The sequence below is a fragment of the Psychromonas sp. SA13A genome, assembly GCF_011378715.1.
In the GTDB taxonomy this organism is placed as follows: domain Bacteria; phylum Pseudomonadota; class Gammaproteobacteria; order Enterobacterales; family Psychromonadaceae; genus Psychromonas.
In genome coordinates, this window is record NZ_WTKU01000009.1 from 101,342 (window position 1) to 120,325 (window position 18,984).

The following is an 18,984-nucleotide window of genomic DNA, read 5'->3' on the forward strand; positions in this document are numbered from 1 at the left end:
CTGTTTTAGCATCTGATTTCAACGCCTTGTTAGTTTTTCCTACGCAACGATCTACTTTGACGGACTTTATTCAGTCGAAAGAAGCTAAACGAATTAAGACTAAAGTTTCCACTTCCTAGGCTTTTAGCAAACACAATTAGGTTGTTATTCTCTTGTTTTTTTGTCGTCATTTTTAGACAACAATGAAATTGATCTGTGTCTACAGAAATCAGCGTGAAAATAAATGAATAGGTTTGATTATGAGAAAATATTGAAGTATCAGTTTTACAAATAAATTCTTCAATTTCACCAGGTTTTAAAAGCTTTTGTATATCTACTCTTTTACTTTCAACGTTAATGGAAGTGTCATTGCCTTTGTTTATAAAGAGCTTATCAATATATAGATTTTTATTCCCTGAGCATGAAATGAAAAATTTACTCTCGCAGAAGTTATCATCGTTTTCAATTTTCCAACTAAACGAAACTAAGCGACAATTAAATTTAAACGAATTCCAAATATGGGTTTTAAATATACTGAATAGTGACAAAATAAATGCGGACATTGATATTAATACAGCCCAACTTTTTGCATCCATGTAAATCCCTTTTGAAAATTGATTCCCAACGTCTACGATAAATTAACGGGGTTAACGAGGCTGTAGAATTTCTCTTTTTTCAGAAAAACATACTTTATAGTATTCCTAAATATACTTATACATAAGAATATTAAAGCACTTGTAATTACCCACTAAGAACGCTAATCAGAATATTTTGATTAATATCCATGAAACTCTCCAGGGTAAGATGGCATCACGTTAAGTGGCCTAAAATAGTTGGTTATTATTGTGTGAGGAACGAAAAAACCAAACTATTTTTTGTCCGATTTAAAGTCCTTGTTATAAGCCTACTTCCACTTTACAACAGCATCTGCTTGGCATGAAGTGATACCAGAAAAACCATTACGCCCCATAGAAATACGAATACGTTGCTCATTCATAGGTTGAATTTCTTTACCTATTTTATCTGAGTGTTCCCAAGCAATGGCAGTTAGTTGACTTTTACAAGCAGTAGCCACTGCATCGCTTTCTGGAATAAATTGGTATCTAGAATAGTAAACTGTAACTCCAAAGCCATCATCTCGTTTTTCTATACCATACTCAGTATCTTTATCGTACGTAGACAAGGCTATATTGGTGTGACTTACTGGTGTTGCACACCCTAACAATAAAAGACTTAAAATTATTAAAATAGTAAATTTCATCGTAACTCCTTTTTAGGCTTATACAGCACGATTAAGTAGAATAATTCCAGATTTTGCCAGAAATACGGAATATGTTAATTTGTTAAAAATTCTTTCAACGATACGTTGCTGCAACTATAAATCAAACAATTAAAGTGACCAATAGACAAAAGTCAAATATTAATCATGTTGATATATAGAATAATTTGGTATTAACAACGGAAAGGCAAAATAACGTTAATTTATTTAGCGTTAACCTAGTTTTAAGCGCCTGTTATTCGACAAGCAATGCGGCTACATCAATTTCCCATTTTTTTCTGAATCAATCACTGCCTTTAGCAAGGTAAGGCAGCGAATTATACGACAGTATTGTGTTATGAACAGGCGTTGCTAGTTCAGATCGCCACAGGGATGTGGCGTATGAACGGTGTGTTAAGAAGGCAGTTATTGATTCAGATTAAAAAAACGATATGGGCGAGTTTCTTTTGGTTCTGTTTTCTTTGTTCGTATAAAGAATCTTGCTTATTCAGACTGCGAAACAATGTTTCGGTTCTTCTAACGCTATACGCCGACAGGGCGGAACACTAAATTACAATTATTCATTAAGCTAAGTTGAGCGAAGACGAATTTTGATGCTAATTAAATAGGACTTCAATTTGAAAAAGCACTCGTTGTGGCGACAAAAAAAAGGCCATCTATATTTCTATAGACAGCCCACTAATTCATCACCTATTTCAACTTTAGACGTTTTAGCTAACCAAACCTGAGCTAATCCAAAACTAGGCTACCTGTTCTGCTTGAAGATAATTCACTAAATCATCAATACTCATTACTGGAATATCATGCTGTTGCGCAAACTTCACCACTTCTGGTAAACGAGCCATTGAGCCATCTTCATTGCTTAACTCACAAATCACACCTGCGGGAGCAAACCCTGCTAATGTTGCTAAATCAACTGCAGCTTCCGTATGTCCTCTTCGTACTAATACACCACCAGCCACTGCTTGTAGCGGGAAAACATGACCTGGTCGAGATAGGTCATCAGCTGTTGCATTGGGTGCGACTGCCGCTTTAATAGTAGTTACACGGTCTGCAGCTGAAACGCCTGTTGTCACACCATGCTTTGCTTCAATACTGACAGTATAAGCGGTGGTATTTTGGCTAGTGTTATTGCTGACCATTTGTGGAAGTTGAAGCTTTTGAGTGGTTTTTGTAGGTAAGCACAAACAAACTATGCCACTGCCTTCACGGATCATCATGGCCATTTGTGGGGTTGTTAATGTTTCAGCAGCAAAAATAAAGTCACCTTCATTTTCCCTGTCTTCATCATCTACAACTAACACACCTGAACCGTTTTGGATTGATTGAATGGCATTTAATACACGAGAATGTGCATCACCGAATAAACTTAATAGAGACTGACTCATGGTATTTTCCTTTGAATAGTTACCAGAATCAGGGCATTGAGAATCACATCATCCAATTATTAGATGATGCAAATTAGCACTACACATGCAGCACTTTGGTTTCTCTTTCATCCGGACTTTAACCGTCGGCTCTGGAATTAAACCAGATCTGCTGACCTTTATTGCTACTATTACTACGTTAAATAATCAATAAAGCGCTCGCGGGCTCACCTATTAGGTTTACCGCCGGTGGGGAATTTCGCCCCGCCCTGAGAATTGCTAAGTTAAATTAGCGTGCGGATTTTAACCCTTACTCAATGAGGAAGATAGTTGAAAAAGAAGATAGTTGGATAAATTAAGGTAAGACGAAACTCAATGCTGCTAAAATTCCTCACCGTTGAGTTTCCCCAAGCAATTAATTCATTTTAGTAAAACCAAACAGGATGTTTGGGTTAGTTGAGGCTAGTGCATGGATACACTTTCGAAACAGTGCGTTTTAAAATGATTACTTGATTGGGATTAAAAAGCGATTCGGTGCCAGCTCTCTTTGAGTTATTTATAGGTACAGGTTCTCTACTGTTCTAGAGAAATTAAAGCTAATAAATAGTAAGCCGCATCGATGAGCACAGACGAACCAATACTCATAATGGCAGCAACTTCCACCGTTGAGATTTCCCAAGCAATTGACTTATTTTAGTAAACCCAAACAGGATGTTTGGATTAGTTGAGGCTAGTGCATGGAGCGATTTATGCGACAGCATAGTTATATGAGCGGGCTAAGCTCTGCGTGCCCTTTGCCGTTATTAGCTCAGTGTAGAAGACATCATATAAACGGTACGTTTAAAATGCGTTGATTGTTTGGATAAGAAAGCGATTCGGTGCCAGTCTTTTTGCCTACTTTGTTCTTCTGGTAAGAAAAAGTAGAGTCGCCGACAGGGCGAAACCAAAGTTAATAAATATCAAACAGCCTCAATGAGCGTAGACGAATCTTACTTTACTAAAATACAAACTAAATCCAAAAACACCAGTTGTTGCGACAACAAAAAAAGGCCGCCTATATCACTATAGGCGGCCTTCTTAACTTTTTACTAAGTAAGTATGAACTACAAACTTAACGTATGTATTAACTACAAAACTTAAAGTTCGATAGTCACTACTTCGCCATCAATTGTTAGCTCTAATGTATTACCCACTAATTTATAGCTAACATCCGTTTTAGGGCCATTGATTTTACTTGGCACTAACAGCGTTAAAATATTATGCTCTTTCTTCGCTTTAAATTTAGCTTCAACATGGCGGTGAACTTCAAGGTCTGCAAATTCAGAAGGGTCAACTTCTCCAAAGCCTTCAACGTTTTCAATGGATAAAAGATCATTCTTACTCTCATTGATAAATGACACGTCTAATAGCGCATTGTCACCGATGATTTGGAATGAGTCTTGAGCCGTTTCTGTTTTGAATGTTGTGTGTAATAACCAAGTCAGATCTTGCTCTGTTTTTAACGTCGCGGTATCACGCATTACAAAGACTTTACCTTTAGCAAACCAAATTTTACGTTTGTAAGATTCTAAATCAGGGTTATGGAATTGGTACGATGTTGATGCATCGCCTTCCACAAATAATACGTCAGATTCTGTATCGTAATCACTGATTTTTCCGCCTGCTTCAACACAGTAACGATCTTGGTGAACACCTTCAAACTTAGTGGTGGTGTTTTCTGCGTACTGACCTTTACCACCAAATAGCGGTAAGTTTTTAGAAAAGGTACGACGACGCCATTTGATATGCATATCCACACCAAAACCACCGTAATAACCTGTGATTGCGGCTAAAGTATCGCCAAAGGCATGTAATGTGTAAGCATTTTGGTCACCGTGTGAATGGCTGATAGAGCCAAATGGACTACATTTATAAACCATGTGAATATGCTCTTCACGGTTGGTCATATTACTGTGAAATGCTGCCCAGCCAGTGGTTGGGAATACTTTAAGTAATGGTTTGTCTGAAGGTTTAACCTCAGGCATGTCATTCCATAGGTAATCAAAACGTAGGTCATCGTAACCAAAATCCCACCAACCAAAGTTGTAGAATTTAGTATGTGCTTCAGTATCACGCGCTTTTAATTGGTTGTAGTACCAGATGTACTCAGGTTTATTGTTAACACCGGCAAAATGTTTGATGTTGTAAGCAAGTTTAAGGCCTGGGAAATCGCCAATACTTGATTGGTCACAAAAGCTTGCTCGTTTTGAGTGAACAGGCATGCAATACAACGGGAAATCACCGGTATTTTTATAGAACTCTTTATTAAACATATTGATAGAGGTGTAGCTTTTCAGTAAATCAAAAGACTCACCGAGGAATGCCATTTGCGTGTTCCAGTAATCAGGGCCTTCTGCCCATGCGCCATCTTTGCCGCCCCATGGTGGGTAATGCACTGCGTAATATTCAATACCGTATTCAATATACTCGCGCGCTTTAGGGTATTCATTGTAAAGTGCAATACAAGTAGGAATAACTGCTGAGCTAATACTACGCACACCGTGACTGTTTAGCGGGTTCGCCAATAGGTCAACGGTCACTTTGAGGTGATGCATGATCTCTTCTAAACGCACAATTAATGCGGCTTTTACAATTTCACGCTCTTCTTCTGAGAAGTAAGCGTGCAGCCAGTCATAACCCCAAGCCATTGCTGCGATAACACGGAATGCCGCTTCATCGTTATAACCGCGAGACGTTACACCTTCAGGGTCGTAAGAAGCTAATTGTAATGTCCACGCTTTTGCTTTTGCGATCATCGCTTGGTCTTCTAACACTACACCAGCAATTGAAAGGTTGCGGGTTGCATTGAAGGCTTCTTGACAGCTAACGTACATTTGACGCCAGTAAGGACGCCATAAAGAGGCCTTGCCTACGGTTTCTTCCGGATAAGCTTTTGGCTCTGAGTAGGGAGTTGTTTCTAGGAACTTGTTTGTTGAGTTATTCAGAAATGCATCAAATTTACAGTAACCTGCGTCATTTTTAAGTTTAGTTCTGAATGCTGGAAGGTCTTTGCTTTGAACTAATAGACGAGGATGCTCAACACTTAAATTATCAAGAAAAGACAGGTCAATATCTGCTTTTTGAACTTGAACTGGCATTACATCAAGTAGATTGCCAGCAGACTTGTCATTCTCTAGTTTGATCGCTTTTATTGCATCAAAAGACTTGTTAGACATTTAATACCTCTAATTTATAAAATTAATAAATCTATGTAATAGCCTCGTTCAATGTCACTTATTTATTGTGTTGAGCAAGGTATGTTAAATAATGCCAATGCTTTTAAGTCGCTTTATTATCTCGCAGGTTAATCGCGTTGGGGTAAAATATTGAGCTGAAATAAGGTAAATCATTCATTTGTAATGATTTCACCGTTTTATCACTCATTCGTATTGGTTGTATTGCAAGTGTGAGAGTTATTCAACACTTCATAGTCTGTATTTTATATCATTTGTATTACTTAATTACAATATGACCAGGGTGGCAAGGTGTTAATTTTAGGGCTAGCTCACAAGCTATAAAAGTCATTTAACAGGTTGAGTGCTGATTAAAGGGGAGTCGGCAATAAAAAAGCGACGGGATAAGCGTCGCTTGTGGTTTTTAGCGTTAAGACTGTGTAGCAATAAAATGTTACTTTGTTATTTTGCAACTACTCAGGCCGTTGCTATTTAAGCCTATTTCTTCGTTGAAAAATGCTCATTTAAACCACTAAACTGCGCTTTTTCGCCTTGAACTAAGCATATATAGCTTAGCCCTGAGCATTTACGTTTTTATTTTGGTAAAAAGCACTCAGTTTTAATGGGCTGAGTAGTTACGTTATTTTTACGTAAGGTTTATAGCTTTTCTATTTTTTTCTCAATCTCTGATATTTTGCTATCTACCACTAATTGTAAATGTTTTAAATCCGACAAAATTTGTTGTTTAAGTTCTTTCTCTGAACTCTCTTGTAGGCTAAGGCTATCTAGCTCTTGAATAATTTTATGTAATGTTGGATTGATTTCAGATAAGTCAGTAAACCTTTCAGTATTCTGGCCTCCACTCACTCTTTTAACTTGGCGCTGAAATTTAAATTTACTGCTTCGACCGATTAACATGCCGCTATGTTTACGGAAATATACTTTTAAAATATCTTTTTCACCTTCCTGACGTAATGAATAGCGTTTGATATTTTCTGGATTACGGATGCCGACATCTTTAAGATTTGGGTACATTTTTTCTCCTTTCAGTCTAATGCTAATGTTAATAGTATTTAAAATATTATGACTTTCAGTGTGGACTATCGAAAAAAAAGATCAATTCATATTATCTCTAATTGTTTAGTTATCCCGATCCAAGTCAATTTATAACTTTTACTATTGGTTTTAGGTTTTATGCTTGAAAGTTATTAGTAAAGTTTATTTACAGTTTGAGTCGCCAGTGAATTTAAAGATTGAGTGGACTGTGTATTTAAAGATTGAGCGGCAGTGCGAGAAAAGTATTCATTGAAGGAGGAGATTGAAAGTACTGAGATAGATAATAAACAGCTCCAAAATAAGGACTTATTTTGGAGCTGTTATAGCTTTAGCCTTGTTATAGCCTTGTATCTGCCATAAAGGCTACTTTATTTTTTTACTTCCCAAACACCTGGTTCGATTTTTTTATCTAATTCAGGCAGTTTAGTGCGATCAAAAGTAGGTATTTTTCCGGCATCAAGTTGCTGGTTGTAATCTTTTGCTAATTTAATCACTTCATTTGAAAGCAATAGAATAGCAATCAAGTTGACGATTGCCATTAACCCCATTGAAACATCTGCTAAAGACCAAATAACACTATTACTTTGCGTTGCACCAAAAAGGATCATAGCCAATACCGTAATACGTAAAACAATCAAACCGCGTGTATTTTTATGCTGTAAAAATACAAGGTTGGTTTCTGCGTAAGAGTAATTCGCAATAATAGAAGTAAAGGCAAAGAACAATAAAGCAATGGCCACAAACGAACCACCCCAATCACCTACTTGTATATCCAGCGCGCGTTGTGTTATTTCTACGCCCCCCATGCCAGTGAATGATTCTAATCCACCTGATAATAGGATGATTGATGCCGTTGCTGTACAAATGATGATGGTGTCAATAAATACACCTAACATTTGTACATAACCTTGTGATGCTGGATGTGGAGGGTAAGGAGATGCGGTTGCTGCTGCATTAGCTGCACTACCCATACCCGCTTCATTAGAGAATAAACCACGTTGTACACCGGTCATGATCATGGCACCAAAAGCACCACCTGCCGCTTCCTGCCATCCAAAAGCAGAGTCGATAATGAGACCAATGATTGCAGGTAACTGAGTTATATTAGTCACCACAACAAACAATGCTATCAATAAGTATACAAAAGCCATCGCCGGTACAATTCTTTCAGCTACTTTAGCAATACCACGAATACCGGTAAAAATAACCGCACCAGAAATAATGGCTAAGACGATACCAACTGTTAATTTATCAAACTGAAATGATTCATGTAATGCGGCGGTGATAGAGTTTGCTTGTACAGCGTTAAAGACTAAACCAAAGGCAATAATGAGGAAAATAGCAAATAGGCTACCCATCCAACGTGCATTTAACCCTCGTTCCATATAATAAGCTGGTCCACCTCGAAAATTGCCATCTTCATCGTGCACTTTATAAGCTTGAGCGAGTGTACTTTCGGCGAAACTGGTTGCCATCCCCAATAAGGCGATCACCCACATCCAAAAAATAGCACCGGGACCACCAACAGTGATCGCGATTGCAACACCTGCTAAGTTACCTGTACCCACACGTGCGGCTAAACTGGTTGATAATGCTTGAAAAGAAGAGATACCTTCTTTGTCTGATTTACGACTGCCTTTCATGACAGTGAAGGTATGAAAGAAATGACGGAATTGGATAAAACCTAATCGTATAGTGAAGTAAACCCCTGTACCGATCAGTAAATAAACGAGGATTTGTCCCCATAATAAACCATTGATGGCGTTAAGTAGCGTTAACATAAAGATACCTTTTTAATAGATTGCGCCGATCCTTTTAAATAATTAACACGCAATAGGGTGATGTATAAGGGCGGGATATTATCAAATATTAGTTTTCTTTTCTTATTTTTATGAACTGGCTTGCAGCTTTCAAAAAAATGCTTATTTTTTCTTCAGTTTTAGCGTGTTGTGCCGATAACGCTTTACATTATTTAGATTGATGAAGGTGTCTATGCAAATTAATTCGCGTCAAACTTATGTTGAAGTTGAACAAAGTGATAAAAACCCTAAAAATGAATCTGTAGCGGCTAACAATGAACCGGCTAGTACTGAAAGCTTGCAACAAATTAATAAAAAGCAGCTCAATGCAGCGATATTACAAAGTGCCATTGAGCAGTCTAATAAGACGAGTAGTAGTATCAAAGATCAACCCTTAGCCCTTGTTTTAAAAACCGCATTGCAAGGTATTAATGATGCATTAAAAGAGATTGAGCCAGCTCAATCACTGCAACAAAGTTATGAGTCTGAAGTCGACTTTAGTCCCGAGGCAACGGCAGAACGTATTGTGACTTTTAGTACTAATTTTTTTAATGCTTATCAAGAGCAACATCCAGAATTAGATCCACAGCAGGCACGTGATACGTTTGCTGATTTAATGTTAGAAGGTGTTGAGGAAGGAATTGGCGAAGCAAAAGATATCTTAAAAGCATTGTCGGTGTTAGAGGGCGATGTTGAACAAGATATCGACCTAACCATGTCATTCATTCTAGAAGGATTTGAAAAATTTAGAAACCCTGAGCCTGCGGTAGAAAGCGAAGCTGCCGAAAGTAAGGTCGTTTAAGGTAAGGTAATTTAAGGTGGTGTCCGGAATTTAGATTCCAGTAACTTGATGAGTGCTGGGATTTTGCTCGCCCCTTTTAATAAGAATCTGTAAATAAGCCCCTGTAAATAATTCTGCTAGTTAGCCTATAACTAATTTATTGAGTATAGCTTTCTCATTTTCCTTCCTTTCTTCCTTACCTCCTTACCTCTCCTGAAGCCCTGTCAATCCTGGCAGGAGTATTTTTTCATTGCTTTTTAAAGAAATAATTCACAATACTTTTATCAATTAAATTAATGTTGTCATAAAACTGTAACGTAACACGAATTTTGACTATCTACTTTCTTCTATTGCATCGAATCTGTTTATATTTCTTGCATAATATGAGTTAATATAGGGCTGTTTTTATTTATTGTTGATGTAGTCAATTGCGTTAACCTTTTTCAGATTGAGCGTATATATGGCCCGGCATGATTTTTTTCGTAATTTAACCTTTTTTCATCTGTTTTCTTCTGTACTTTGTTTTTATTTATTAATGACTAGTTTTGCTTTTGCAATTGAAAATGAACAGTCGATTATCGATCCTGAAAAATTACATATAGGCCTGACTTTAGAGCCTACTTCATTAGATCCGACCACAGATGCTTCCGCCGTTATTCAACGTATTACCTATCAAAATATTTTTGAAGGCTTAACTCAGATTAATCAAAAAGGGCAAGTTTTACCTAGTTTGGCAAAAAGTTGGGTGGTCAGTGATGATGGCTTAACTTATACCTTCCTATTGCATGAGAATGTGTATTTTCATAATGGTGTTTTGCTTACTGCTGATATTGTTCGATCCTCTTTGTTACGTCTAACGAGTAAGGATAGTAAAAACTCCATCAAGCATAAATTTACGCATATCAATACTATTACTGTAAATAATGACAATGAAGTAGAGGTGCAACTGCAATGGCCAGACATCCATTTTTTGTTTAACTTAGGTTTGGGTTGTGCGGTAATTCAAGAGCCAAAGAGTTATTCGACTAATAGCCAAAAACCAACGGGGACTGGGCCTTATATTTTTCAGGAATGGGAAAAAGGAAATTTTCTAAAGCTTAGGGCTAACCCTAATTATTGGCAAACCTTACCCTCCATCAAACAAGTGCTTATTACTTTTGCGCCTACACGCTCAGAAGTCGTTGAGTTATTAGCGCAGAGTACAATTGATGGTTATGACAATATGTCGGAAATTAATTTTTTACAGACCTTGAGTACACAATCTCGTTATCAGCAAGTGTTTGGGCAGACGCAAGGTGAAATTATTATCGCCTTTAATCATGCTAATAAAATGTTAGCTTCTTTGCCGATCCGCAAAGCCATTAGTTATGCGATAGATAAAAATAAAATAAAATCTAATTTGTATTTTGGTGAAAGTGAATTGATTAGTAGTTTTTTTCCTGCTTCTCACGAAGCTAGTTTACATTTGTCTGAAGGGTATTCATTCAATTTAGATAAAGCAAAATCGTTAATGGGAGGCAATAAAGTAGCGATAAAACCATTACGTTTAATTATTCCACCAACCACCTACGCACGTTACATAGGGGTATATATTCCACAAATGTTAGAACAGATTAATATTCCAGTGACTGTGGAGTCGTTGACTTGGGAGGAATGGACAAAAAGAGTGTATATTGACAAAGACTATGATTTGTCAGTCGTTGCACATACGGAAGCGAATGACTTAGAGATTTTTGCTAAAGACAATTATTATTTTAATTATAGTAATGTTGAATATAAGCAGCTTATGAAAAAGTTAATGCAAACAACGCAGCAGTTACAGCGCAACCCTCTGCTGAAAAAGGCACAAAGGTTATTAATTGAAGATGCCGCTAGTGTCTTTTTAATGATGTTGCCGAAAACAGGTATTTGGGATAGTCGTTTGCAGGGATATTGGATAGATGAGCCATTACCGGCTCTGATTTTTTCACAAATTTCTTGGAGAAGTAAGACCATGAATGTAGTAGTGCAATAATAATATGGTACGCATACGAGACAGACTAAGTTTACGCGTCATTACCTTGACCATCGTTTTAGCTGCAATGAGTGGCATTGTTGGGGTTTCTGGCATTCTCTCGCTGCAAGAGTTCAAAGAGGATTATCAAAAAGTAAAAGATGATCACTTTGAAACACTACTCGATATAACAGAGTTAAAAGGCCAAGCTAATGAGATGTTAAGAACTACCAGTGGTATGTTTTTGGCTGAAAATAAAAATGATCTGCAATGGGATGTTTTGCATGTCACGGATAAAAAACAATGGACGGAAAAATTATTTAAAAAAATTGCTGATGCAACCGATAATTACCAAGACTTAGATAAACTGAAACGTAGTCTATATGAGCAGACTGATGATACCTTGGCTGCGATGTTGAAGAAGTATGATATAGCCGATGATTTTTATATCCAATATACAAAAGTAGAAGCCTACAAGCATCAAAAAATGCAGCAAGGTGACCATACGTTAGTGAGTACGACTGAAAATATCCTATCTCTTTTTAATCCTATGAATAATAAAAATTTGGCCATAGAACAAACGGTGAAGTTGGATGATGTAAGCGCACTGATTAATGAAATTAAAGATAAGATACCAGAGCAAGAGTATGCCCAGTTAACGGCTTTATTTATTGCCGATGATTCGCTTTTTTCTATCTATTCAAGCTATGTTGCGCAACTTGAACGTATCAAAAAATTACGTTTGGATAATAGACAGTTGAGTTATTTAATTGCCTCTGTCACCGGTAAGAGCATTTTATCAATACAGAAAAAATTCCTGATTAATCTCCATAAAATAGAAGAAGAAATAGCAGTACGTAAAACGCGTTTGTATATTCTATTATTTATTTGTTTTTCAACGGCATTGGTTTTAGCTTTATTACAAATTGGATTTTTAAAACGCGTAGAGCTGATCCGTAAAGTGATTAACGCAGGATATAATAATACCCAGCATGAAATCCCAATTAAAGGTAAAGATGAGTTCAGTGAAATGGCTATTGCCGTTAAAAGTTATATCGATGAGCTGTTAAAAAAAGAACATGAAATATCTGAGAATAATAAAAAATTAAAACATTTAGCAACCCATGATGGTTTAACTAATATCTATAATCGTCGTTATTTTGATGCGAATTTTTTGAAGGAACATGTACGTTATTTACGCTACAAAGAGGCTTATTGTTTAGCAATGTTCGATTTAGACCATTTTAAGCATATTAATGATGTTCATGGTCATGATATCGGAGATAGGGTGTTAATTGAGTTTACTAAGCGAGTATCTGAAAAAATGCGTAAAACAGATATATTTGCGCGTTTTGGTGGTGAGGAGTTTGCATTATTAATGCCGCGGACTAATAAGCATAATGCGACGATATTAATGCAACGCATCATTGAAGAGACTAATTCTACACCCTGTATTATTGGTAAGTTAAAAATTAGCTTTACGACCAGTATCGGGTTAGTAGAAGTGCAAAAAATAGAAGATATTCAAGATGCATCAAAACAATTGATATTTGCCGATAAAGCGCTTTATCAAGCTAAGCAGACAGGGCGTAATAAGCTTTGTGTGTACAGTCCTGACATCGAGGATAATGAGTAGCGGTTGTTTATGGCATGAATTCATAACACACTTTATGACATGCGAGCATTCAGGTCGCATGTCACTGTCTTATTCTACTGCTTTGCTTTTAAATTTTCTTTAAAAGCATTTAGCGTTTTAAACAATAATTCAATCTTAACCACAATCGCTGGTAATTGGGTCCTGTAGTGTTCTTCGTTATCCGTTTGAATAGCTTGTAAGTCTGCGGCTAATTCTTCTACGTAGGGTAAAAAAGTATCTGAGTGGTTAGTAAACGGCGTATCATTAGTGAAAATATGAGCAAATCCCGCGGTTTTTTGTTTACGTAATTCAGCTAGCGCTTTATCTGCATCTACTGCGCGGTGGTAAATGATTTTAATATTCTCTTGAAGCTGTGCTTGTACGTTTTCTTTGCTCATCAGATTCTCCTGTGTGAACTTGTCGATATCAAAATCGATCTTATTGAGTGTTATTAATTCGTTGTGGTTAATTACTGTTATTAATTCATTGTAATTATTTATTATAACGAATGTATTAACGTTTTGCTTTGTTGTCCTGCAATTTCTCTGCTTAAGCGCGGTACTAAATAACCGGGTAGCTCTACTTGCATCGCATTATGTAGCTTTTGTGCATCTATTTCATCAATATCAAAATGTGCAGCACCTTGTACCTTATCTAATAAAAACAAATAATAAGGCAAGATATTGACGGAAAATAGTGCTTCGCTCAATGCCACTAATTGACTTGCGTGATCATTCACACCTTTTAATAGAACGCTTTGATTTAATAGGTGTATGCCTGCCTGATGACAACGCTGCATTGCATTTGCAAAGTCTGCATCAATCTCTTGCTGGTGGTTGATATGTAATACCAAGACGATGTTAAAGCGGCTTTTTTGTAAACGGTTCACTAGGCCTTGCGTGATACGAGATGGGATCACTACGGGTAAACGAGTGTGTATACGTAAACGGGTTAACTGTGGCAAGGCTTCAAGTTGATCAAATAACTCAAATAGCTGTTTATCCTTAGTCATTAACGGATCTCCACCACTGAGAATGACTTCGTTCACATCAGGATTATTTTGGATATAAGCAATAATATTAGTTAGCTCTGATTTGTTAATGCTATTTTCAGCATAAGGGAAATGTCGTCTAAAGCAATATCGGCAATTTACCGCACAACCTGTTTTTAAAATGAGTAAAACACGGCTTTTATATTTATGTAATAACCCTTGCTGTTGATTATTTTGCTCCACCAATGGGTCGGTAGTAAATCCCTTAACAGTCAATTCTTCATCGCTAATGGGTAATACTTGCTTTAATAAAGGATCATTAATATTGCCTTTTTGCATCTTCTTTACAAAGGGCATGGGCACCAGCATCGGGAATTGTTTTCTCGCAAGTTGACTGATTAGGTCATTTTCCTGCTCAATCTCCAATATTTCTAACAGTTGTTGCGGATTTTTCACTGCTTCTGCTAGTTCCTTTTGCCATGTTGGCAAGTCAGCGGTATTATTCACGTTAATAATTTTGGGCATTTTTTATCAGTTTAGTAATAGAGGTTATAATGGCAACATATAGTACCAGTGATTTTAAAGGCGGGCTAAAATTCATGCTCGATAATGAACCATGTGTGATCATGGAAAATGAATATGTTAAACCTGGTAAAGGCCAAGCATTCAGTCGAGTTAAATACCGCAAACTTATTTCAGGTAAGGTAGTGGATAAAACATTTAAGTCAAATGAAACAGTAGAATCTGCTGATGTAATGGACTTTGATCTTGCTTACTTATACAACGACGGTGAATTTTTCCACTTTATGGATAACAACACATTTGAACAAATCGCTGCAGATGTTAATGCAGTAGGAGATATGGACAAATGGTTAGTAGAACAAAATATTTGTACTATCACTACGTGGAATGATTCACCGATTGCGGTTATGCCTCCTAACTTTGTTGAATTAGAAGTGACTGAAACAGATCCTGGCTTAAAGGGCGATACGGCTGGAACTGGTGGTAAACCTGCAACGTTGTCAACTGGCGCGGTTGTACGTGTGCCTTTATTCATTCAGATTGGCGAAACAATTAAAGTGGATACGCGTAGCGGTGAATACGTTGGTCGTGTTAAAAAATAAGCGATTGAATGTATTGAATATTTAGCGTTGTTCATACTACGTTTAAACAAAAAAACCAGCATCTGCTGGTTTTTTTATAGCTTTAATTAAAGTAATAATAAGCCCAAATTAAACACTATTAAATAGTATTACAGACTGAGCATTTGTAATAATAAAGTAAAAACAAATACACTGACCGCAAATGCAAACCCATAACAAATTACCTGTTGCCAATCTCGACCACGTTTAATACCTAGGTCATGTAATGAATGGAAGATACGGTGTAGGGTATGCCACAAAGGTAGTGCCACTAATACCAATACGATTGGTGCGCCATACCAACTGCTTACAAACTGATGCAGTTTTTCATAGCTTAGATGCTCAGCATCAATCAGTCCTAGTGGTATTAATAGCCCTGTGACTAATACCATCACAGGTGTTAAGAAGGCCGTTAACATGCCTCCCGCGCCAAATAATCCCCAAAATATCGGTTCATGGGAGCGAATATATTTTTTCTCTGGTAATTGATTCGTTGTTGTTTGTTGAGCGTTCATGAAACCCCCTCTAGAGCATGATCAGCACTAGGCAAAAGATAGTGACAATAATGAATGAAATGTAATGACCCGCAACAATGAATTTTGCATCGAGTGGTTTACCTTTGATGTAGAGATCCACCGCTTTAGGCGCTAATGAGAACCAAGTAATGGTGTGGTAAAGGGCAATCAATAAAACCAATAAATGGAATATGATTGAAATAGGGTGTTGTAAGGCACTTAACCATGCGTTGAATGCCTCTTCACCTTGGCTCAAGCGAAACACTCCCCAAGCTAAAATAAGGCTGTATACAGTAATTAAAATACTGCTGCCTTCGCGGATCATATATTTGCTATAGAAGGCATTCTTTAACCACCAGTCATTGTTCATTTCACGTTGATACGGTTTACGTTTACTCATTTTACTTACTCCAAAATAACTGATAGCAAACTTACTGTGATCGGCATGAATATTAATACGAGTCGATATAAATAGTTTGCTATGACCTGATCAATGTTTTGTATCGTGTCTTTAGTCCGGTTTAAACATACCAATTAAATAATCTTTACTACTTTCCACTTTTAATAGCTGGATAGCCGCTGCGGGATCAACGCCTTTTGGGCAAACCACGGAGCAATAACCGACAAAGGTGCAAGACCAAACCCCTTCCTCTTGATTGACTATTTTCATCCGTTCAGCACTACCTGCATCTCGACTATCTCGGTTATATCGCGCTAATAATGCGAGTGCCGCAGGACCGGTGAACTTACTATCAAGGCCATACTGAGGGCATGCTGCATAACATAAGCCACAATTGATACACATCGAGTATTGTTTATATTTTTCCATTTGTTCTGGGGTTTGTTTGTAAGTACCTTCCGACAAGCATTTATCATCAGTTGCAGGAATAATATAAGGTTTAATCTCTTCTAACTTTTTAATGAAGTCACCCATATCGACTACTAAATCACGCTCGATAGGAAAGTTAGCTAATGCTTCAAGTTTTATTTTTTGTGGATAATAGTCTCGTAGGAAAGCTTTACAGCCGAGTTTAGGGACATTGTTAACCATTAACCCACAACTGCCACAAATTGCCATTCGGCATGACCATCTAAAACTGACGGTACTATCAAGATGATCTTTAATATATTGCAGTGCCTCTAAGATTGACATATCAGGGCTATAAGGCACTTCAAACAATTGTGGAAATGGCTTTTCATCTTGCTCTGGACGATAACGAAGGATCTCGACTTCTATTACTTTATCTGACACTGCTTGTTGAGTAGGCATAGTTTGCGCTGACATAATCATTTCTCCTTCGCTTCAGAAGCTGCACCATACACTCGTTCTGCTGGTTGGCTTTTGGTGATAGTGACATCTGCATATTTAATCACCGGTGCTTTATCTGCTTGGTAATAAGCTAGTGAATGTTTTAAAAAGTTGATGTCATCACGGGTTTGGAAGTCATCAATTCGTTGATGTGAGCCGCGTGACTCTTGGCGTAAAATCGCACTATGCGCCATTGCTTCTGCGGTATCTAATAAGTAGCCTAGTTCAATCGCATATAAAAATTCAGTATTGAATACACTGGATTTATCATTGATTTGAATGTGTTTGTAGCGCTCTTTTAACTCAGCTAATTTATCAATAGTTTGCTGCATTGATTCCTGTGTTCGGTAAATCCCAACACCTTGCTCCATACAGTCGCCCATTTCTTGGCGGATATCTGCCATTTTTTCTGTGCCATTACTGTTTAATAATGCTTCGGTGCGGGCAATTACTTGCTCTGCTTGTTCGCGTAGTGGGGCGATATCTTGGTGTGTGGTTTGTTGCGCATACTGCGCTGCCTGTTGGCCAGCTAATTGGCCAAATACCGCGAGTTCACTTAAAGAGTTTGAACCTAAACGATTAGCGCCGTGTAATCCTACCGATGCACATTCTCCAATCGCATATAAACCCGTTAAGCTAGTGGCTGTTTTTGCGTCGGTAGCAATGCCACCCATGGTATAGTGTACGGTTGGGCGTACTGGAATCGGTTCGTGCACTGGGTCAACACCAACATAAGCTTTAGCAAGCTCTCGAATAAAAGGTAAGCGTTCGTTGATTTTCGCTTCACCTAAGTGGCGTAGGTCTAAATACACCACATCACCTCGATCACCACTGATCACATTACCTTTTTGTTGTTCTTGCCAAAAACATTGGCTAATTTTATCGCGCGGACCGAGTTCCATATGTTTATTTTTAGGCTGACCAATCGGTGTCTCTGGTCCAAGCCCATAATCTTGAAGATAACGGTAACCATCTTTATTGATTAATACACCTCCCTCACCACGACAACCTTCGGTCATTAAGATACCAGAACCAGGTAAGCCCGTTGGATGGTATTGTATAAACTCCATATCACGTAATGCCACACCATGGCGGTAGGCTAGTGACATTCCATCACCAGTTACTATGCCACCGTTGGTATTGTAAGTATAAACACGTGCTGCACCACCAGTGGCCATGATCACTGATTTAGCTTGAATAAGTTTCGCTTCGCCTTCTGAGATATCTAAAATCACAACACCTTGTATTTTGTTATCTTCAACAATTAAATCTAGACAAAAGTGTTCATCGAATCGTGTGATCTTAGGATGTTTAATGGAAGTTTGAAAAAGCGTATGAAGAATATGAAACCCGCTTTTATCGGCAGCGAACCAAGTGCGTTCTTTTTTCATACCGCCGAAGGCACGTACGTTAATGCTACCGTCTTCTTTGCGGCTCCAAGGGCAACCCCAATGCTCTAATTGTGTTAATTGCTTGGCTGCATTTTCAACAAAGTATTGCACCACATCTTGTTCACATAACCAGTCTCCGCCAGAGACAGTGTCATCGAAATGTTGATCTAATGAATCACTATCTTGAACGACACCGGCAGCGCCACCTTCTGCGGCAACGGTGTGACTGCGCATGGGATAAACTTTTGAGATCAGGGCTATCTCAAGTTGGGGGTGATTTTCTGCAATTTCGATGGCCGCTCTTAACCCTGAACCGCCTGCACCAATAATTGCAACGTCTGTTTTGATTATCTGCATAAAACTCTCCAACAAAATGAAATATTTGTTCGAAAATCAGTCTATCAGTTTGATCCTTAAAAACATTGATCGAAACATGGTTAATTAACGTGAAATTAATATAAAAACAATGTATTAAAAATACGTCTTAAAAAACCTAATAAATGAGTTTAAATTGTTTATAAAAGTGTGTGCTTG

General features: G+C 37.6%; 16 protein-coding genes and 1 riboswitch. Of the genes, 4 read left to right on the plus strand and 12 right to left on the minus strand.

What is annotated here, in order from left to right:
• Positions 1–29: 29 nt before the first annotated feature.
• The 6 genes from GQR44_RS10350 to GQR44_RS10375 all read right to left on the minus strand — a co-directional run bounded on the left by GQR44_RS10350 (position 30) and on the right by GQR44_RS10375 (position 8,674).
• Positions 30–575 carry a hypothetical protein gene (locus tag GQR44_RS10350; RefSeq protein ID WP_166371746.1) on the minus strand — a complete coding sequence of 182 codons (546 nt, stop codon included), beginning with the start codon at positions 573–575 and terminating at the stop codon, positions 30–32.
• Between the two features lie 308 nt (positions 576–883).
• A complete protein-coding gene (locus GQR44_RS10355) occupies positions 884–1,240 on the minus strand; it encodes a hypothetical protein (protein WP_166371747.1) in 357 nt (118 codons plus the stop codon).
• A gap of 758 nt (positions 1,241–1,998) precedes the next feature.
• Positions 1,999–2,646 (minus strand): 3,4-dihydroxy-2-butanone-4-phosphate synthase, encoded by a 648-nt coding sequence (ribB, locus tag GQR44_RS10360; protein WP_166371748.1) that lies wholly within the window; start codon positions 2,644–2,646, stop codon positions 1,999–2,001.
• A gap of 95 nt (positions 2,647–2,741) precedes the next feature.
• Positions 2,742–2,906, minus strand: a riboswitch (FMN riboswitch).
• A gap of 855 nt (positions 2,907–3,761) precedes the next feature.
• Positions 3,762–5,840 (minus strand): DUF4962 domain-containing protein, encoded by a 2,079-nt coding sequence (locus GQR44_RS10365; protein WP_166371749.1) that lies wholly within the window; start codon positions 5,838–5,840, stop codon positions 3,762–3,764.
• A 654-nt stretch (positions 5,841–6,494) separates the two neighbouring features.
• The gene (locus tag GQR44_RS10370; protein WP_166371750.1) at positions 6,495–6,872 is read right to left on the minus strand and encodes a DUF3461 family protein; all 378 of its coding nucleotides are present in this window, start codon (positions 6,870–6,872) and stop codon (positions 6,495–6,497) included.
• A 389-nt stretch (positions 6,873–7,261) separates the two neighbouring features.
• Complete coding sequence (locus GQR44_RS10375) at positions 7,262–8,674, minus strand: alanine/glycine:cation symporter family protein (RefSeq protein ID WP_166371751.1); 1,413 nt, start codon at positions 8,672–8,674, stop codon at positions 7,262–7,264.
• 211 nt (positions 8,675–8,885) lie between these two features.
• Between GQR44_RS10375 and GQR44_RS10380 the strand changes: the two genes are divergently transcribed.
• The 3 genes from GQR44_RS10380 (at position 8,886) to GQR44_RS10390 (ending at position 13,102) form a co-directional block, all read left to right on the plus strand.
• A complete protein-coding gene (locus tag GQR44_RS10380; RefSeq protein ID WP_166371752.1) occupies positions 8,886–9,494 on the plus strand; it encodes a DUF5610 domain-containing protein in 609 nt (202 codons plus the stop codon).
• Between the two features lie 439 nt (positions 9,495–9,933).
• Positions 9,934–11,487 carry an ABC transporter substrate-binding protein gene (locus GQR44_RS10385; RefSeq protein WP_166371753.1) on the plus strand — a complete coding sequence of 518 codons (1,554 nt, stop codon included), beginning with the start codon at positions 9,934–9,936 and terminating at the stop codon, positions 11,485–11,487.
• 4 nt (positions 11,488–11,491) lie between these two features.
• On the plus strand, positions 11,492–13,102 hold the full coding sequence (locus GQR44_RS10390; RefSeq protein ID WP_166371754.1) for a GGDEF domain-containing protein: 1,611 nt from the start codon (positions 11,492–11,494) through the stop codon (positions 13,100–13,102).
• 74 nt (positions 13,103–13,176) lie between these two features.
• Here the strand turns inward: GQR44_RS10390 and GQR44_RS10395 are convergent, their stop codons facing one another.
• Entirely contained in the window at positions 13,177–13,500 is a 324-nt protein-coding gene (locus tag GQR44_RS10395; RefSeq protein ID WP_166371755.1) for a hypothetical protein, read from the minus strand.
• Positions 13,501–13,601: 101 nt separating this feature from the next.
• A complete protein-coding gene (gene epmB, locus GQR44_RS10400) occupies positions 13,602–14,618 on the minus strand; it encodes an EF-P beta-lysylation protein EpmB (RefSeq protein WP_166371756.1) in 1,017 nt (338 codons plus the stop codon).
• A 29-nt stretch (positions 14,619–14,647) separates the two neighbouring features.
• On the opposite strand from epmB, the gene efp reads away from it, so the two are divergent.
• Positions 14,648–15,217: an elongation factor P gene (gene efp / locus GQR44_RS10405; protein WP_166371757.1), complete on the plus strand. Its 570-nt coding sequence runs from the start codon at positions 14,648–14,650 to the stop codon at positions 15,215–15,217.
• A 128-nt stretch (positions 15,218–15,345) separates the two neighbouring features.
• Here efp and frdD read toward each other — a convergent pair whose 3' ends face one another.
• The 4 genes from frdD to frdA all read right to left on the minus strand — a co-directional run bounded on the left by frdD (position 15,346) and on the right by frdA (position 18,807).
• A complete protein-coding gene (frdD, locus tag GQR44_RS10410) occupies positions 15,346–15,750 on the minus strand; it encodes a fumarate reductase subunit FrdD (protein WP_051368907.1) in 405 nt (134 codons plus the stop codon).
• A 10-nt stretch (positions 15,751–15,760) separates the two neighbouring features.
• Entirely contained in the window at positions 15,761–16,150 is a 390-nt protein-coding gene (locus tag GQR44_RS10415) for a fumarate reductase subunit C (protein ID WP_166371758.1), read from the minus strand.
• Positions 16,151–16,261: 111 nt separating this feature from the next.
• Positions 16,262–17,002, minus strand: coding sequence for a succinate dehydrogenase/fumarate reductase iron-sulfur subunit (locus GQR44_RS10420; RefSeq protein WP_346774341.1), 741 nt, complete (start codon positions 17,000–17,002; stop codon positions 16,262–16,264).
• A 35-nt stretch (positions 17,003–17,037) separates the two neighbouring features.
• Entirely contained in the window at positions 17,038–18,807 is a 1,770-nt protein-coding gene (gene frdA / locus GQR44_RS10425; protein ID WP_166371759.1) for a fumarate reductase (quinol) flavoprotein subunit, read from the minus strand.
• Between the last annotated feature and the right edge of the window lie 177 nt (positions 18,808–18,984).

Bases quoted from the DNA above. Each gene is read 5' to 3' on its own strand.
- GQR44_RS10350 (WP_166371746.1), bottom strand. From the start codon at position 575: ATGGATGCAAAAAGTTGGGCTGTATTAATATCAATGTCCGCATTTATT.
- GQR44_RS10355 (WP_166371747.1), bottom strand. From the start codon at position 1,240: ATGAAATTTACTATTTTAATAATTTTAAGTCTTTTATTGTTAGGGTGT.
- ribB (WP_166371748.1), bottom strand. From the start codon at position 2,646: ATGAGTCAGTCTCTATTAAGTTTATTCGGTGATGCACATTCTCGTGTA.
- GQR44_RS10365 (WP_166371749.1), bottom strand. From the start codon at position 5,840: ATGTCTAACAAGTCTTTTGATGCAATAAAAGCGATCAAACTAGAGAAT.
- GQR44_RS10370 (WP_166371750.1), bottom strand. From the start codon at position 6,872: ATGTACCCAAATCTTAAAGATGTCGGCATCCGTAATCCAGAAAATATC.
- GQR44_RS10375 (WP_166371751.1), bottom strand. From the start codon at position 8,674: ATGTTAACGCTACTTAACGCCATCAATGGTTTATTATGGGGACAAATC.
- GQR44_RS10380 (WP_166371752.1), top strand. From the start codon at position 8,886: ATGCAAATTAATTCGCGTCAAACTTATGTTGAAGTTGAACAAAGTGAT.
- GQR44_RS10385 (WP_166371753.1), top strand. From the start codon at position 9,934: ATGGCCCGGCATGATTTTTTTCGTAATTTAACCTTTTTTCATCTGTTT.
- GQR44_RS10390 (WP_166371754.1), top strand. From the start codon at position 11,492: ATGGTACGCATACGAGACAGACTAAGTTTACGCGTCATTACCTTGACC.
- GQR44_RS10395 (WP_166371755.1), bottom strand. From the start codon at position 13,500: ATGAGCAAAGAAAACGTACAAGCACAGCTTCAAGAGAATATTAAAATC.
- epmB (WP_166371756.1), bottom strand. From the start codon at position 14,618: ATGCCCAAAATTATTAACGTGAATAATACCGCTGACTTGCCAACATGG.
- efp (WP_166371757.1), top strand. From the start codon at position 14,648: ATGGCAACATATAGTACCAGTGATTTTAAAGGCGGGCTAAAATTCATG.
- frdD (WP_051368907.1), bottom strand. From the start codon at position 15,750: ATGAACGCTCAACAAACAACAACGAATCAATTACCAGAGAAAAAATAT.
- GQR44_RS10415 (WP_166371758.1), bottom strand. From the start codon at position 16,150: ATGAGTAAACGTAAACCGTATCAACGTGAAATGAACAATGACTGGTGG.
- frdA (WP_166371759.1), bottom strand. From the start codon at position 18,807: ATGCAGATAATCAAAACAGACGTTGCAATTATTGGTGCAGGCGGTTCA.